This is a genomic window from Paenibacillus sp. LK1 (assembly GCF_002750415.1).
Taxonomy (GTDB): Bacteria; Bacillota; Bacilli; order Paenibacillales; family Paenibacillaceae; genus Paenibacillus; species Paenibacillus taichungensis.
In genome coordinates this window covers 145,059-161,005 of the sequence record NZ_PEII01000008.1, presented here as the reverse complement: position 1 = coordinate 161,005, position 15,947 = coordinate 145,059, and the positions used below count along the sequence as shown (strand labels likewise).

Here is a 15,947-nt window from a genome sequence, read left to right as displayed (position 1 = left end):
GTTCCGAATCCGTGGTCAGCAGTTCTCATAATTCCGGGGTCTGGAACTTCCTTGCCTGAGACAGGTTCCGTAGCAGGAGCTACAATGTAAATAATAATACTACATGTAGCTATCAGCAAAGCCAACTTTCTCTTCATTGAGTTTCTGCACCTCACTAATGATCAATTTGTATTGCTGTTTCGCCGTCTCAGTTGCAAACTCCCTATATTGCTCAAACAGTCCGACACCTCTAAGCATACCTCGTCCACTGCTAATTTCAATAGAGAATCGTAAACTATCCAGAACAAATTGTATTCCTGTGAAATACTCGTCTTTCTTTAGATAATACGCAGCGAGATCTGCTAAAAGACGTAAATATCGATCATCTGTAACCTGTCTGCTAACCTTTCCAATTCGGTTGCTCTGTTCCTGGTACGTAAAGTATGATTCATACTGTTCGAGCACATCATCAATATTTTTATCATAGCGATTGGCAGCAGTCACAATATCACAAAGCGCCGGGAAAATTTCATTTTCTTTTGTTGAGATGTAATTCAAATATTCAGGCAACACATCAAACTGTCCGCTCATTAATTGATATATATAACGGTTGCCCTCAGCCCATTCCTGAAACTGATTCATAACTACCATCTCGTCTTGATTAGGGTTCTTAACCCAACTGTTATCCGTGTATAAAGAAACATATTTAAGCGCGCCTTGATAGTCTTTAAGTTGATAGCACGCACTACCTGAAGCCAAATAAGAATACAGAATGTAAAACACAATTGGTCTTTTGGTTTCTTCCTGTTTCCTTCTTCCATTCAGCTCATAATGGATGGTTGCTTTCACCCTAAGCTTCTCGGACAGCTCCTGAACTTTATTCCATCTGTGCAAGGCACCAAAGGCATTGATCAGTTCATTAAGCGCATCCAGCTGATAGCGTTCATCCAGCCGATCCACATAGTATTCGAATTGAGCCGCAATGATTAGATTTCGTTGCTGATCATTGCTCAGCCCCAATCTGAATAGTCGATACTGACATAGTGCAAGCCGTTCGGAGTGTTGCATTTTCTCACTTTCGGCTATCGTTTCATATAGTAGAACGGCCGGTTTGAATTTACCAGCATGGTAGAATTCTTCAGCCAGATCAAATAACAAAGGAATATAAGATAGATTATCCATCATCAACCGGATAACATCTTCAATACAATTCAATTTATTCAATTCTGCACATCGATGAAGGAATGGTCCCAGTCTTCGCCAGTCAGGGGCAGCATGGACAAAACACTCATCTATATACAATTCATAGAAGTAACCTTCTTCAAGTCTCATAGCTGAAGTGATTCGATCCAGCTGCTGCATCGCAATCGGACGATTCTTGTTCAAAATGTTGCTCAGCGTACCCGAGTTAATTCCTGACGTTTCCGAAAAAAGACTAATGGACATCTGCTCACGCTTCAGATAACTCTCTAAATGATCGCGTATCGTGGTTGTCGGCTCCAAACTAACACCACCCTCCAAAATAAAAAACCATAAACAGGATTAACGGTATGCAAAAGTAATTATATGTAATAATTAAGCAAGGGTCAATAAGATAAATTCAACTAATTTGTATTAATTACAAAATAATCCTTTTGTTAAAATAGAGGCCCTACCCTTATTTTATACCGGGAACGAATAAGCATCAAATAAAGGATAAAATAAAAACACGAGCGCTATATACGCTCGTGTTTTATATGCAATACAGCAGATCATTCTGCTATGTATTGATTTGGGTTTAAGGCAGCACATTGCCAGCTGCACGATAGATTTCGTACCACTCTTGGCGTGTAAGGTGAACATCGCCAGCTTTGATGCAATCCTGCAAACGCTGGATGTTCATTGTACCTGTCACGGGCTGCATTTGTGCCGGGTGACGCAGCAACCAGGCAATTGCGATGGTCGTGTTGCTCACTTCATATTTTGCAGCAATCTCGTCGATCTTCGCATTCAGTTCCGGGAACTTATCGCTACCCAGGAATACACCTTCGAAGAATCCGTATTGGAACGGGGACCATGGTTGAATCGTGATATCATGCAGGCGGCAATAATCAAGAATACTGCCATCACGGTTAACCGCGGCATCGTTCTCCATATTTACGTTGATTCCACTATCAATCATCGTGGTATTGGTAATACTCAACTGCAGCTGGTTGGCTACCAGTGGCTGTTTAACGTATTTTTTCAACAGTTCGATCTGGTTCGGATTCTGGTTGGATACCCCGAAGTGACGCACTTTGCCTTCGCGTTCCAGCTGATCAAAGGCTTCAGCTACTTCTTCCGGTTCCACCAAGGTGTCCGGGCGATGCAGCAATAAAACATCCAGGTAATCGGTTTTCAAGCGTTGCAGAATGCCATCCACCGAATTCAAGATGTGCTCTTTGGAGAAATCAAACATGCCTTTGCGGATACCGCATTTGGATTGAAGAATCATATTTTCACGAACTTGGGGATTCATCTGCACAGCCTCTGCAAAGATCTCCTCACAAGCCCCGTTTCCATAAATATCAGCATGATCGAAGAAGTTCGCGCCTGCTTCCATGGCGGAATGAACAAAATGTTCAGCTTCTTTGCTGCTTAATGAATTAATTCTCATGCAGCCAACGGCTACAACCGGTATTTCAAGTGCGCTGCTGCCAAGTTTAATTGTTCTCAAGATGATTTCCCTCCATATTCGAATAGTATCGTACATTCATTCTCATGATCTTTGCCAACTAGTATATACTTGTCTTCCGTCTATGATTGTGACACAGAACTGCAATCGGTTTCAATGGAATTTTAGATTTCTTATATGGAATAATGGAGGTTTTTTTCTGCATCGTTCCTCCACCTATACTTCTTCCGGAACTATCACTTCAATATGCCGAGGCAATACACTGATTTGAATGGGCAGAGAGGGCCCTTCTTCTCCATCCACATTTGTGCGAATGGCTTCTGTAGAACGGACGTGAACTTCTTTTGCCGTAAAATAATCAACATCCTTATGATTCTTCAGATTGCCAAACAACAGGGACGTTCCGAGTGTTACCGTATTAAAGACATTCATGCTACGGATTACAAAACAATGTATTAATCCATCATCCACCGCTGCTTCCGGGGACAATTTCTCAAAACCTCCAACCGAATTGGTCAGTGCCGCGAGAAAAAGTGGAGACTCCCCTTCCCAGAACTGCCCATCATACTCAATAGTGAGTGGCTTGGCCGGTGTGTTCATCAAATCTTTCAATCCTTCTTTCAAATAAGCGAATGAACCCAGCTTCGACTTCTCTTCAGAGGATACCGAGAATAACGCCTCTGCCAATGAACCCGCTGCCACCACGTTAGCAAACAGACGATCGTTGATTTTACCAAGATCCACCTTATGGATCTGCTCCGAACGTAACTGCCGAATGGCTTCCTCCGGATCAAGCGAGATATTCAGCGCACGCGCAAAATCATTCACTGTACCCAGCGGCACCACACCCAGTCTGGGACGATGCTCCTGATCCATCATGCCGTTAATCGTCTCATGCAGCGTCCCATCCCCTCCAATGGAAATGACGAGATCACAGCCATCTTTGCAGGCACTCAGACAGTAGTTGGTCGCATCGCCCTCACCAGCCGTCTCATTGATCACCACTTCATACTGCTGTGATTCAAGAATTTCTTGTACCTGGGACACATATTGCTGAGCCTCTTCTTTACCCGACGATGGATTACTAATGATCATGGCTTGGCGCATACCTGCATCTTCTCCTCCAAATGGCTTTCTTACTTCATCTATACCCTTTCTGCCATGGAGTTGAATAGCATCTGGGGGAGTTGTACAATTTTTTTTGAAAAAGATGACTGGAAGAGTGCAGTATGGGGTTTGTATCATATAGAATAGAAGTAGATGTTCTGCCTGTCATGAATTTCTTGTTCCTTTTGCCCCATGATGGGTTAATAACTATAGATGTGTTTATCTATTATATCTGTCCATATCGTAACTATAGTAGTTTACCGACATAAATTGGTACTCACAAATTACATAAGAACGGTACACTTACCTATCATCAAAATCGGAATCGGAGGGAATTCATGCAATGAGAAGAATGACTCTACTATTTCTAGTCTTCATCCTGAGTCTCGGGGCGGCTGGGCAAGCGATGGCCTATACTACGGCAGACTTGGGCGAAGGAATCATCAAAGATCCTGCACTAGAGAACGGACTGAAGCTGATTCTGAACAAACCGGTAGATTCCCCGCTAACCTCTTCCGATCTGGAGCAGTTGAACGTAGTGGATCTCAGCAATGCAGGCATTCAAAGCCTGTCCGGCCTGGAATACGCCACGAATCTGACACACCTCCGGTTATATGGCAATGAGATTGAAGACCTAACACCGCTGGCGCATCTGACTCAGCTTCGCGAGGTTGACGTTCGCAATAACTACATTACATCGATTGATGCACTCGCTGATTTGAAAGACCTGGGACGGCTGTATATCAGCAACAATTCCATTTCTTCCATAGAAGTTGTACGTGGATTCACCCGTTTACATACGTTTCACGCCAGCGGCAACCAGATTACCAGTCTCTCCGCACTGGCGGATGCAGATGATCTTCAATGGCTTGAAATCTCGAATAATGCGATAACGTACCTGACACCACTGGCGGATAAAAGAAAACTGAAACAGCTCAATGTGGCCAACAACCACATTCATACACTGGATGTACTGGCTGATTTGCCGAATACACTTCAGAAGCTGAATGTGGCAGGCAACGAGATCTCCGATCTGATGCCCTTGAAGCATTTGACACGCCTGCAGGCGCTAGACTTCTCCGGGAATCAGGTTCAGCATCTGGCACCCTTGGAAGACCTGGTAGGGTTGAAAGAACTGAATGCGGAGTCCAATCAGATCTATGATCTGGAGCCGTTACGCCAGCTGTCCAAGCTGGAAGTACTGAAACTGTCCAATAACCGGGTGTGGGATCTGTCACCGATTGCCGGTTTTACTTTTACAAGAAACAGCTCTGCAAATACAAATACGATAACGGATATCTCGGCTTCCACTTCCTTATCCTCCGGTACGCAGACCTCGGTCTCTGAACCGGAACCTGCCGGACTCACGGTACAAAATAATTATCTGGATGTTGCGAGCGGCAGTGACACGATGCGCCTGCTAAACCAGATGAATGTGCGGGAGCAGAAACGTACTCCACAGGGTAATTTCCAGCGGCTTATTGAAGGATCTACCACAGCCTATGTCGGGGATCGTGCTTACGCACTGGAGGCTGCACCCTTTATCGATGAAGGACGGACCTATGTACCACTCCGCTTTGTCTCCGAGCAATTGAATGCCAGCGTGAACTGGAATCCGGATACACAGGAGGTTCAGATTGCGCAGAATGGTACAGTAGTTCGGTGGGCCGTGGGCAACAAACAGGTGATTGTAGACGATACACTTGCGATAAACGATGCACCACTGTTGATGAAGGATGGAAAGGCGTTTGTCCCGGTACGTTTTATTTCGGAGCAATTCAATACGACGGTTGCGTATATCGGAAGCAGCAAAACGATTCTGATCTTCGAAAACAAAGCGCAGGCCGAGAATGTACAGCCTTAATTAAGCCAAGCATCATCAAGCACCGAGCACTTATCTCAGCTTTTCTCAAATGCACAATTACATGCACAGCGAAGTCCCCGTCTGAACATCAGCGGGGATTTTTGGTGAGCAGTATACAGGATACGAGCTGGCAGTAATACGATTGGCGGAATAGCGATTATTTAATCAAAAAAACGGATGCTACCCAGGGTCTGCCTGTATTCACTGGGACTCATGCCAGTCCATCGCCTGAACTGCCGACTGAAGTGCGCAAGACTGGAATATCCGAGCATGGTGGCAACCCGAGTGAGGTTAAGATCAGGCTGGTGTATCAGCTGCTTGGCTTCGTGAAGCTTCAGTTCGGACAAATATCTGCGCGGAGAGATGCTGTATACTTTCTGAAATGTCTCCAGAGCATATCCAGGGCTGATTTGAAGCGTGGCCGCAATCTCTTCAATCCGAATCTCCTTATCCCCCAGCCCTTCCCGCTGGATATTCCCGGCATTGAAGCGGCTTTTGATTGCCTCGGCAATCAGTGTTGCATAGTGCGCCACAGTAGGCGATATGGTTTCTTGGGAACGGGAGGAGCTTTGCTCTGCCAATATCGCCAAAATCTCCAACAAACCAGCCTGCATACGGAACAAATCTGATGTTGTATATTCTTCTTTGTGCTGAAGCAGATCCACCCATTTCATCATGACTTCCGTTAATCGCTGATTATCCTCGCCGCCACATGGAAACAACATCTGCACATGTCTACTCATCTCCTGGCGAAACAGAATCTCATCAACATTGAAATGGGCAATAAAGTAGGTAAGCCCTTGCTCCTGATTACATTCATTGGTATGTTTGCACCCAGGCGGGATGAGCAATATATCTCCTGCGTGGAGATCATAACGAATATTCTCCAGTATCGTCGTCTGCGACCCTTCCAGAATCAATATCAATTCAAAGGCCAAATGCGATTCCAGCGGCACTTGCCAGCCCTGTTTCACCTTCTGCATATGAGCACCAAACAGCTTGACGTTCCAGTCCGTTGCAGGCAGCCATCGGCTCTCCGGAGATAGATAAGAACGGTATGGTTCAGGAATGATCATGCATTTCACCACCTTGGATTAGGGCAAATTTTACGCGGTTCAGCGTATCTTCTTTTGCAAAGGGACTTGATATACTGACTGTACATCATACCTGAGATTCAAGCGAGGAGGAAATTCCAATGTCCCTGACATTACATGGTTATTCCACTACACCAGATCATGCGTGTAAAGAGATTTCTTATACAACTACAAATGAAAGCGCTAACTTAAAGCTCACAGGTGAACAGCATCAGCTTGTCGAAGGATTTGGCGGTTGCTTTAATGAGCTTGGTTATATTGCCCTGTCCCACTTGAATGAGGAGCAGCGTCATGACGTATTTCATTCCCTCTTCCACCCGGAAGGAGAACATAAATTCAACATCTGTCGCCTGCCCATTGGCGCGAGTGATTATGCAGAGCAATGGTACAGTCACAATGAGGTGGACGGCGATGTGAGCATGGAACATTTTTCGATCGAACGCGATTTTAAATATCTGATTCCATACATCAAAGAGGCCCTGACCTATAATCCGAATCTGCAATTCTTCGCCTCACCGTGGAGCCCACCTACCTGGATGAAGTCACCAAAAGCCTATAACTATGGAACGCTGCGCTGGGAGAAGGATATCCTAGAAGCTTATGCGCTGTATTTCGTCAAATTCGTACAGGCGTACAAGGACGCTGGCATCACCATCCATCAGGTCCATGTACAAAACGAAGTCATCGCGGATCAGAAATTCCCTTCCTGCATGTGGACAGGTGAGCAGCTGCGTGAGTTTATCGCCGATTACCTGGGCCCTGCTTTTGATCAGCACGGTCTGGACACGGAAATCTGGCTGGGAACGATCAACGCACCTGATCCATGGGAAGAATTGATCAAAAAGAAAACAAATGATTTTGACGAATATGCCGGACTGGTGCTTAGTGATCCCAAAGCCTACGCCTATATCAAGGGAGTCGGTTATCAGTGGGCAGGCAAAAATGCCATCCAACGTACAGCCGCGAGCTACCCGGAGCTTCGTTACATGCAGACCGAGAATGAGTGCGGTGACGGTAACAACTCGTGGAACTACGCCAAGTATGTATTTAATCTGTACCAGCACTATTTCAGTAATGGAGTGAATGCGTATATTTACTGGAACATGGTTCTGGAGCCAAAAGGCCGCAGCACATGGGGGTGGGAGCAAAACTCCATGATTACGGTAGACCCGGATGCCAAAGGAATCATTCGGAATCCCGAGTATTATGTGATGAAGCATTTTGCTCATGATGTCGTGCCTGGTGCACGAAGAGTTGGACTGTCTGGAGCCTGGAGTGGCAAAGCCGTGGCTTTCCGCAACCCGGACAATAGTCTCGTCATTGTCATCAACAATCCGTTCAAGGACAGCCGGGACCTTCATTTGGCGTATGAAGGACAGACACTCCGGTTTGAGCTGGAGGCGGATTCCTTCAACAGTATTATCATTCCTCAATCCTAATACCCATTCAAACCACGAAATAGCGTCATGTCGCCCTACTTGATGTGGGCACATGACGCTATTTTTTTGTGCAAGCTATGGAAAGAAATGATTCTGTGAATGGTTCTGCCTGCCTAGCTTAAGGATTGTTCGCAAGATAATTTCTCAGCCATTGCAGCGCTGGACGCTCTGTACCATTCGTATTCACCAAATGGGAACCACTCACCCAAGTCTGACCTTGATTAAAGCCCCACAACGTCACACCTTTAACGGCCGAATGCTGCCAGAGGACAGGAAATTTCTGCTGGTAGCGCTGCAGCTGTGTGTTATCATCGCCGGTTATATCCAGTTCGGATACATAGATCGGCAATCCGGTTGCCGCAAGTTTGTTTAATACGGTATTCATTGTGCTGACAGAAACGTTATCCATATTAAAGTAATGACACTGGATGCCGATGCCATCAATCAGGCCTCTGCTCTTCAAAATATTGATGATCTGAACGTATTGATCAGCTGCATTCGGATCGCCAATAATCCCATATTCGTTCAGCAGAAGCTTGGCGTTCGGGAAAGCTTGTCTTGCTTGCTCAAAAGACCAAATAACCCAGTCCCACCCTGTCGCTCCATCACCACCAATGGCGTTACGATAAGAAGGTTTGGCATGTAATGGTTCATTGACTACATCGACAAACGCTGATTTGGAATATCTCTGGCCTGCTGCCTTGATCCACTGGATTACTTCAGCCTTCTGATCTGCAGCGGAGAGTCCACTAATCCAACCTGGCTCCTGACTTCCCCAGACAAGCGTGTGAAACTTGAACGGAAATCCATTGTTGTTGGCATAATTGTAGGCGATATCCGCCTGAGACCAGTTCATATTGTTACGCGTGGCTTCGACTGCGCCCCATTTCGTTGAATTCTCCGGCGTTACCTGGTTCCAATAGGGACTGAAATTGGAGGGAACACTGCTTGCAATGATATTGCCCAAAAACTTGCTGCCTTTCGATAACCCTGCACTTACACTGCCTACCGCTACTGAGGCGGCGAGCACACCTACCAAAGCCAGTGAACCGACAGTTTTGAACCATTTGGACTTGAACATGATCTTCCTCCTTCGAATATTAGTATTTGATTTATTAGTAAGCGCTTACAAATTCCATTTTACTGGATAAATATGTAATTATCCATATAGAAAGTATAGCTTGTCCCTCAGAAAGTATAGATGTTGGGGCACTAAAATGGTGACTTATCTAAATTGAGTTACATATTATTATATTTACAAATCTATAAATATAGATATAATGTAATTCTGAGAACTTATTATATCGGCCGTATATTTTTCTATAGATAAGGAGGCTTTTTCTAGTCCATTATATCTATTTTTCTATATATATATATATTAATTTGGAGGTCTACACTTTACATGAAATCTAAATCACAACAGGTTAATCCGTTACTCATCCTCATTCTGGCGCTGGGTGTGTTCGCCATCATCACTACAGAAGTAGGCATTATCGGAGTGCTTCCTCTGATCACACAGAAATTTAACATCACCGCTGCACAGGCTGGATGGCTGGTAAGTATTTTCGCTCTCGTTGTTGCCGTGTCTGGCCCTTTTCTGACTTTGCTTGTATCTGGTATCAATCGTAAAACCATTTTGTTAACTGCCGTGCTGTTGTTTGCCATTTCCAACGTAGTATATGCATACACAACCCGGTTCGACATGATGCTAATCTTTCGAATTATCCCGGCCATTTTCCATCCGGTCTTCTTCTCCGTTGCTCTCGTCACGGGTGCCAAGCTGGTCCCACCGGAAAAAAGCAGTCAGGCCGTTGCCAAAGTGTTTACCGGGATCACTGCCGGCTTTGCATTTGGCGTGCCCTTAACTTCCTACCTTGCGGAACGCTTCTCGTTGGAGGTTGCGTTCTGGTTCGGAGCGGTTGTCAGTCTCATTGCTTTCATCGGTATATGGATTTGGCTGCCCTCGATGCCTGTGCAAGAGAAGATGTCTTATGGCAAACAGATCGGCATTTTGCGTAAACCTGCGCTGTGGCTAAATATTGCTACTGTCATTTTTATTTTTGCAGCGATGTTCTCCGTATACAGTTATTTCGCCGAATACCTAGGGCAAGTCACCCAAATGGGCGGTTCATGGATTAGTGTGATGCTCTTGGCCTTTGGTGTTATTATGATTGCCGGAAATTTGGTATTCGGACAGCTGCTGCATCGGAATATTCCGAGAACTGTTCTCCTCTTTCCGGTGCTATACATGGCGGCTTATTTACTCGTTTTCTATGCAGGTTCCTATTTCATTCCGATGGTTATCATGGTGTTCGTCTGGGGTGCGATTCACTCTGGCGGTCTGATTGTCAGCCAAACTTGGCTTACGACTGAGTCTCAGGAAGCACCTGAATTCGGAAATAGCCTCTTTGTCTCTTTCTCTAATCTGGGGATTACCCTCGGAACCTCCATTGGCGGCTGGTTCATTGCCCAACTTGGAATTCATCAGGTCATCTGGAGCGGAATAATCTTTGGTCTGCTTGCTTTGGTATCCATCGTTGTCAAAATAAAATTTTTCACCTCTCGTAGTCGTAGTTCAATAGAGACGGTTTAAAAGTTAAGTTCCCAGCGTCATCTACAATCAAATATGATTTGGGTGTTGTTGAGGAAGAAGTTTAAACATATAAAGAGACGTGTAGAGACTACTCTAATCATTTCCAGTTAATTCCTATCGGATGATCCAGAGTAGTCTCTTTTATTTGTCATTTTGTGGTTTACATTTACCAAATGTTTATCTAGTATTAACTCCAATGACATATATCTTTACATAACACTAAATAACACTAGATAACAAGGGAGATTACAACATGCGCAAATTTTCGCCGAAACGTTACGCCGGATGGCCCTTATCATTCCTCTTATGTGCCTCCATCCTCTTCGCACCTTTTGCCTCCACTCCGGCTCAGGCTGCTGAAGCAGACAAGGAAACCAAGATTACATTGTTGGGAACATCGGACATTCATGGCCGATTTATGCCGTGGGACTATGCCCTGGACGGTCCAAATCCAACCGGCAGCATGACGCAGTTGTATACGATCGTGAAAAAAGTACGTGCTGAGAATCCAAATACGATTCTGTTGGATGCAGGCGACATGATTCAGGACAATTCTGCTGAACTGTTCAACGATCAACCCCAATCTCCCATGATGGTCGCAATGAACGAAATGAAATATGACGCATGGGTCATGGGGAATCATGAATTTAACTTTGGATTGGACGTATTAGAGAAGATTTCCTCACAGTTCAAGGGACAACCCTTGGTAGGTAACATTTTCAAAGAAAACGGCGACCGCTACATGCCTGCTTATACGATTATTGAGAAGGACGGTATCAAGGTTGGCGTCATCGGAATGAACACACCTATGATTACCGAGTTCGAAAAAGGTACGGATCACCTGGACGGCATCATTGTCAAAGACCCGGTGGAGGAGACCAAGAAGGCCATCGCTGAGCTGAAAGGCAAAGTGGACGTCATGGTTGGACTTATGCATATGGGACTCGATAACGAGAACGGGAACCCGGGCACCGGGGTTACGGATATTGCCAATGCCAACCCGGAGCTGGCTGCTATTTTTGCCGGACACATGCATACGCTGATTGAATCCCAAACGGTTAACGGCGTATTGATCTCCGAGCCGAACAAATATGGTTCACACATTTCACGGATTGACCTCACGTTTGCCAAAGAAGGCGACAAGGTTGTACTGAAAAGCAAGGAAGCACAATCACTCGCTGTAAAAGCAGCTGATGGCTCTTATGAAGTGTCCGATCCCGGACTGGAAGATACACTGCATCCGTTCCACGAGTTCGCTCGTGCCGATGCCAACATTGAAGTAGCTGAGCTAAAAGAAACCAACCTGGTACCAGCAGATGAGATCAAAGGCATTCCTGCTGTGCAGATTCAGGAGACACCACTCTCTGACTTCTTCACTGAAGTCATGCTGCATTATAGCGATGCCGACGTAGTCGCGCACCAGATCGATAACGATAAGGCCAAGCTGGATGTTGGACCGATCAAGAAAAAGGATATTGCGTTCAACTACCAATTTACCTTTGGTGAAGTAACCGTATATGAAGTGACCGGACGTGATCTGAAGGATTACATGGAATGGTCTGCGGGTTATTTTAATTCCACACGCCCTGGTGATGTGACGATCAGTTTTGATCCGAAACGACGTGCTTCCAAATACAGCACCGACGATTTCTTTGGCGGGGTGACGTATGAAATTGACCTGACCAAGCCTTACGGCAGTCGGATTACGAACCTCAAATACAGCAATGGCACAGTGGTTAAAGAAGAAGATACACTCAAGCTCGGCATGAATGCCTACCGGATGGAAGCCCTGATTGCCAAAGGTGGGGCACTGGAAGGACGTAAGTTCAAGCAATTGTGGTCCTCCAAGGATGCTTCGGCATTTGGCGAGATTCAAGGTACGATCCGTAATCTGTCCATTGCTTATCTCAAAGACGTGATGAAAGGCGTTTATGAACCGAAAATCCAGCACAACTGGAAAATCACCGGTGTCGATCTGACAGCACCTGCACGTACAGATATTGTAGAGCTGATTAATGATGGCCTCCTGTCTGTTCCGACAACGGAAGATGGCAAGTATACCAATATTGCGTCCATTAACATTTTGGATGCGGTGACTGAAGAAGAAATGACTGCACTTGCCGCCAAAGCGAACGTAAGTATCGCGAAATTCTCTGGCGTGAAAACCAAAGGTGAGTTCTATCAAGAGCTGAATAAAGCTCGCAAGGCGTCCACTGGCAGTGCTGAGGAAGAGACTAATACACCTGAGAAGCCGACAACACCAACGGTACCGAAACCAGACACATCGAAACCTGGAAAACCATCGACATCACCAAATACGGGTAAACCGGGTACAGTTGTTAAAGGTAAACAAGCCAAGGTAACTGCGGCCTACCTGAACATGCGCTCTAGCGCTTCATCCAAAGCCAAAGTAGTTACTGCCGTACCGAAAGGCACCGTCCTTGAGGTAATCAGTACAGATAAGTATGGCTGGGTCAAAGTGAAACTGGATGGACGTATAGCTTATGTCTACGGAAAATATGTAAGTATGCTGAAATAAATTGAAAGACCTCCTCCACAATGCATGTGGAAGAGGTCTTTTCTTTTTTGGATTTTAGGGTAATACGTACGTGTTCACCTACTCCTGCGCCAAGCTTCGAACCTTTTTCACAAACTGATCCAGCTTGATTCCATTCGTTTGTTTGGTGAATTCAAGCGCCTCATTGGAGAACCCTTCGTAGGCAGAAAGGACATAATCCCCATCGACGATATAGTACGTGCCATAACGAGAGGAGTAATAACCTCCTCGTTGCTCGGACTCTACTCCCTTTTTGATTGCTGTAACTATTCTCTGACCAGGCATAAGTTTTGGATCGAACGCCGCAAACGCTGCGTTATAGAACAAAAATGTCTCCTTGGCTACATTTTCTCCTACAATTACTTCGTGCACCTTTACCTCGTAAGAGACGAATTCAGCTTCGTAGGGAGTCATTCCCGTAGTCTCCTGCTTTTCTGCCATTTTGCGTTCGGGTGTATCTGGTTCAGTGGTTATCAACATGCTGAAATTCGGAAGAACGCTCACAACCTCTGCCACAACAACTGCATCTGAGAAGTCCATGATCTCTCTAAAGGTCACTTTTTTCATCCATGGAGTCACGAGAGACTGTGGCGATAATGGGTACGCCGCCCTCAGTTCCTGTAACCGGTCTTGAGAGAGAACATCTAAAAAATCTGATTTATCATCATCTGAGTTAGAAAAAGGGGCCGAGCAACCCAATAGGCCGAATAACGTGATTGCAATCAACCAACACACTACACGAAGTTGTGTCACGCACCCTTCTCCTCCCCAGCGTTTCCTCAACCTTATATTAATCCCGCTTAACGTCCCAGCTCGCAAGCATACCTCTCGCCATTTCCATATTGGATTCTTCCCCAGTGATTAATGCAAACTGCGCAACGATTGCCGGATATGCCGCCCACTGCTCCCGAATATGCTCCAGCATCCGCGGCCATGTCCTTCCCCCTGCCTTCTCATAGCGATTAAGCAAATTCCGTAAGCCTTCCTCTTCGAAGAGCGCATAATAGATGACAAAATCCTTACCCGGGTCGGCAATCTCTGCCTCCGTCCAATCAATCAGCCCGGTAACCCGCTGGGCATCGTCGACGATAATGTGCGGCGGATGCAGATCACCGTGATTGAACGTTGAGTGTTCAGGCCAATAGCTGTCCGTTGTCAGCCAAGCTTCCCACCGCTTGGACAGTTGTTCTGGCACCTCAAAGCTTTGTTTAATCTCTTCAATATTGGCTGCAAAAGCTTCACGAGCTTCTGTAGGCGTCTTGCTGCGCACTCCGCCCTTTATCGCCTCATCAGGATCAATGTTATGCAATGCCACTAGTGAAGTAGCGAGCGAATCGAAGAAATCGTCGGATAAGCTATCCTGTGAAAATCACCATGCGTATCCTCCCCCTGCCGGATCAACGACCGCAATCGGTTCTCCATCAAGTAAAGGATAAGCGATCAGTTCCGGCGTACAAATCCGCCACTCTGGTACCTCTACCGGTAGACGGCTTTTAACAACCTCCAGCACCTTGCGCTCATTTTCGGCTCTTTCCCATACATCCTCGCGCCGTGGCTGGCGCAGTATCCACTGTTGTCCCTGTTCATCGGTGGCAAACGCTACCCGAAAGTCCATACCGGACTCGTTAATTTTCATGGATTCCTCAGCAATATGAAGCCCATTCTGTGCAGCTAAAGATGTTAGTTCCTTTTGAAATTCCAACTGCTCATTCACGTTCAATTTTGTCATTTCAGGCTCTCCCCTTTTCCTCAATAAAATAAAAAACACAGACATCCATGCCTGTGCAGTTCATTTCGGATATTGGGTGTACCTGAATGCTCGCCAAAAAAATAGTAGTACACTAAAGAACCACTCTTAAAGAGCGTTTCTTTAATGACTAGCGGCATACGTGTAAATAGGCAAACCGATCCCGATGAGCTGCACACAGGCAGAAATACAGCAAGCGCAAACAAACGTTTCGCCATACTATCTCAATCGGAAAAAATTTACCACACATATCCCTCCGTTCTGTAAGTTAACCATATGTTAACATATTCCATTTTCTAGTTCCAGCTTAAATAGCAGTTTTTCTGTTATTTTTTAAGCGATGTGTAGGAACCTTGGTAGCTCAAAAACCGTCATACGTGTAGATACATTACAAAGAATGAGGTGAGCAACGAATGTCCATTGTGCGAAAATTATCCCTAATGCCGCTCATTTTACTTCTGTTAACGCTAGGATTTTCAGAAGAATCAGCAGAAAAGGAGGAGGGGAAAGCTTCTGTTAGCGGGGTGATCACGGATTTTGTTGAAGAAAAGGGACAGGTCCTCATCGATAATGAAGAAGATAACGGTAATAAATCAGGCCCCATCTTGATTTCTCTTCATACAAATGCCGAACTTATCATTGAAGGAGAGATTGTCGCAGCACCTTTGGATGATACACTGGTTGGTCGAAGTGCAGATGTATGGACAGATGGGGTTATCGCCAAATCTTATCCTCCGCAGACTAAGGCTTTGAAGATGGTCATCCATTAATAGAAAGCATAACATTCGATACATTTCGTTTCACGTGGAACGCTTTGATACACCTTCCCCCTTCGGAGGTAAGCCACTTCCCATAGGTGCTGCTCACAGTTTTTCTCGGAAAATGAAGTTTGGCAGCATTAAACTAGATGATTA

General features: G+C 45.5%; 11 protein-coding genes and 1 pseudogene. 5 read left to right on the top strand and 7 right to left on the bottom strand.

Annotated features, from left to right (window positions below):
• Positions 1-99: 99 nt before the first annotated feature.
• From CS562_RS18780 to CS562_RS18770, 3 genes are all read right to left on the bottom strand, one after another.
• Positions 100-1,482, bottom strand: coding sequence for a transcriptional regulator (locus CS562_RS18780; RefSeq protein ID WP_076287269.1), 1,383 nt, complete (start codon positions 1,480-1,482; stop codon positions 100-102).
• Between the two features lie 274 nt (positions 1,483-1,756).
• Positions 1,757-2,674, bottom strand: a complete 918-nt coding sequence (locus CS562_RS18775; RefSeq protein WP_063565845.1) for an aldo/keto reductase — start codon at positions 2,672-2,674, stop codon at positions 1,757-1,759.
• 174 nt (positions 2,675-2,848) lie between these two features.
• Positions 2,849-3,739, bottom strand: coding sequence for a diacylglycerol/lipid kinase family protein (locus CS562_RS18770; RefSeq protein WP_099857872.1), 891 nt, complete (start codon positions 3,737-3,739; stop codon positions 2,849-2,851).
• A gap of 343 nt (positions 3,740-4,082) precedes the next feature.
• Here CS562_RS18770 and CS562_RS18765 point away from each other — a divergent pair, with 343 nt between their 5' ends.
• Positions 4,083-5,603, top strand: a complete 1,521-nt coding sequence (locus CS562_RS18765) for a leucine-rich repeat domain-containing protein (RefSeq protein WP_099857870.1) — start codon at positions 4,083-4,085, stop codon at positions 5,601-5,603.
• 161 nt (positions 5,604-5,764) lie between these two features.
• On the opposite strand, the gene CS562_RS18760 is transcribed toward CS562_RS18765, so the two are convergent.
• Positions 5,765-6,679 carry an AraC family transcriptional regulator gene (locus CS562_RS18760; RefSeq protein WP_099857868.1) on the bottom strand — a complete coding sequence of 305 codons (915 nt, stop codon included), beginning with the start codon at positions 6,677-6,679 and terminating at the stop codon, positions 5,765-5,767.
• 119 nt (positions 6,680-6,798) lie between these two features.
• Here CS562_RS18760 and CS562_RS18755 point away from each other — a divergent pair, with 119 nt between their 5' ends.
• On the top strand, positions 6,799-8,136 hold the full coding sequence (locus CS562_RS18755; protein ID WP_099857866.1) for a glycoside hydrolase family 30 protein: 1,338 nt from the start codon (positions 6,799-6,801) through the stop codon (positions 8,134-8,136).
• Between the two features lie 118 nt (positions 8,137-8,254).
• On the opposite strand, the gene CS562_RS18750 is transcribed toward CS562_RS18755, so the two are convergent.
• Positions 8,255-9,217 carry an endo-1,4-beta-xylanase gene (locus tag CS562_RS18750; RefSeq protein ID WP_099857864.1) on the bottom strand — a complete coding sequence of 321 codons (963 nt, stop codon included), beginning with the start codon at positions 9,215-9,217 and terminating at the stop codon, positions 8,255-8,257.
• A 321-nt stretch (positions 9,218-9,538) separates the two neighbouring features.
• On the opposite strand from CS562_RS18750, the gene CS562_RS18745 reads away from it, so the two are divergent.
• The gene (locus tag CS562_RS18745) at positions 9,539-10,729 is read left to right on the top strand and encodes an MFS transporter (protein WP_099857862.1); all 1,191 of its coding nucleotides are present in this window, start codon (positions 9,539-9,541) and stop codon (positions 10,727-10,729) included.
• 253 nt (positions 10,730-10,982) lie between these two features.
• A complete protein-coding gene (locus tag CS562_RS18740; RefSeq protein WP_099857860.1) occupies positions 10,983-13,268 on the top strand; it encodes a 5'-nucleotidase C-terminal domain-containing protein in 2,286 nt (761 codons plus the stop codon).
• 78 nt (positions 13,269-13,346) lie between these two features.
• On the opposite strand, the gene CS562_RS18735 is transcribed toward CS562_RS18740, so the two are convergent.
• The gene (locus CS562_RS18735) at positions 13,347-14,039 is read right to left on the bottom strand and encodes a hypothetical protein (RefSeq protein WP_099857858.1); all 693 of its coding nucleotides are present in this window, start codon (positions 14,037-14,039) and stop codon (positions 13,347-13,349) included.
• A 37-nt stretch (positions 14,040-14,076) separates the two neighbouring features.
• Positions 14,077-15,015: pseudogene (locus CS562_RS18730) on the bottom strand (macrolide 2'-phosphotransferase).
• A gap of 431 nt (positions 15,016-15,446) precedes the next feature.
• Between CS562_RS18730 and CS562_RS18725 the strand changes: the two are divergent.
• The gene (locus tag CS562_RS18725) at positions 15,447-15,803 is read left to right on the top strand and encodes a hypothetical protein (protein ID WP_099857856.1); all 357 of its coding nucleotides are present in this window, start codon (positions 15,447-15,449) and stop codon (positions 15,801-15,803) included.
• The last annotated feature ends 144 nt before the right edge of the window (positions 15,804-15,947 follow it).

Coding starts and splice junctions, on each gene's coding strand:
- CS562_RS18740 (WP_099857860.1), top strand. CDS start 10,983: ATGCGCAAATTTTCGCCGAAACGTTACGCCGGATGGCCCTTATCATTC.
- CS562_RS18745 (WP_099857862.1), top strand. CDS start 9,539: ATGAAATCTAAATCACAACAGGTTAATCCGTTACTCATCCTCATTCTG.
- CS562_RS18765 (WP_099857870.1), top strand. CDS start 4,083: ATGAGAAGAATGACTCTACTATTTCTAGTCTTCATCCTGAGTCTCGGG.
- CS562_RS18770 (WP_099857872.1), bottom strand. CDS start 3,739: ATGCGCCAAGCCATGATCATTAGTAATCCATCGTCGGGTAAAGAAGAG.
- CS562_RS18755 (WP_099857866.1), top strand. CDS start 6,799: ATGTCCCTGACATTACATGGTTATTCCACTACACCAGATCATGCGTGT.
- CS562_RS18750 (WP_099857864.1), bottom strand. CDS start 9,217: ATGTTCAAGTCCAAATGGTTCAAAACTGTCGGTTCACTGGCTTTGGTA.
- CS562_RS18760 (WP_099857868.1), bottom strand. CDS start 6,679: ATGATCATTCCTGAACCATACCGTTCTTATCTATCTCCGGAGAGCCGA.
- CS562_RS18725 (WP_099857856.1), top strand. CDS start 15,447: ATGTCCATTGTGCGAAAATTATCCCTAATGCCGCTCATTTTACTTCTG.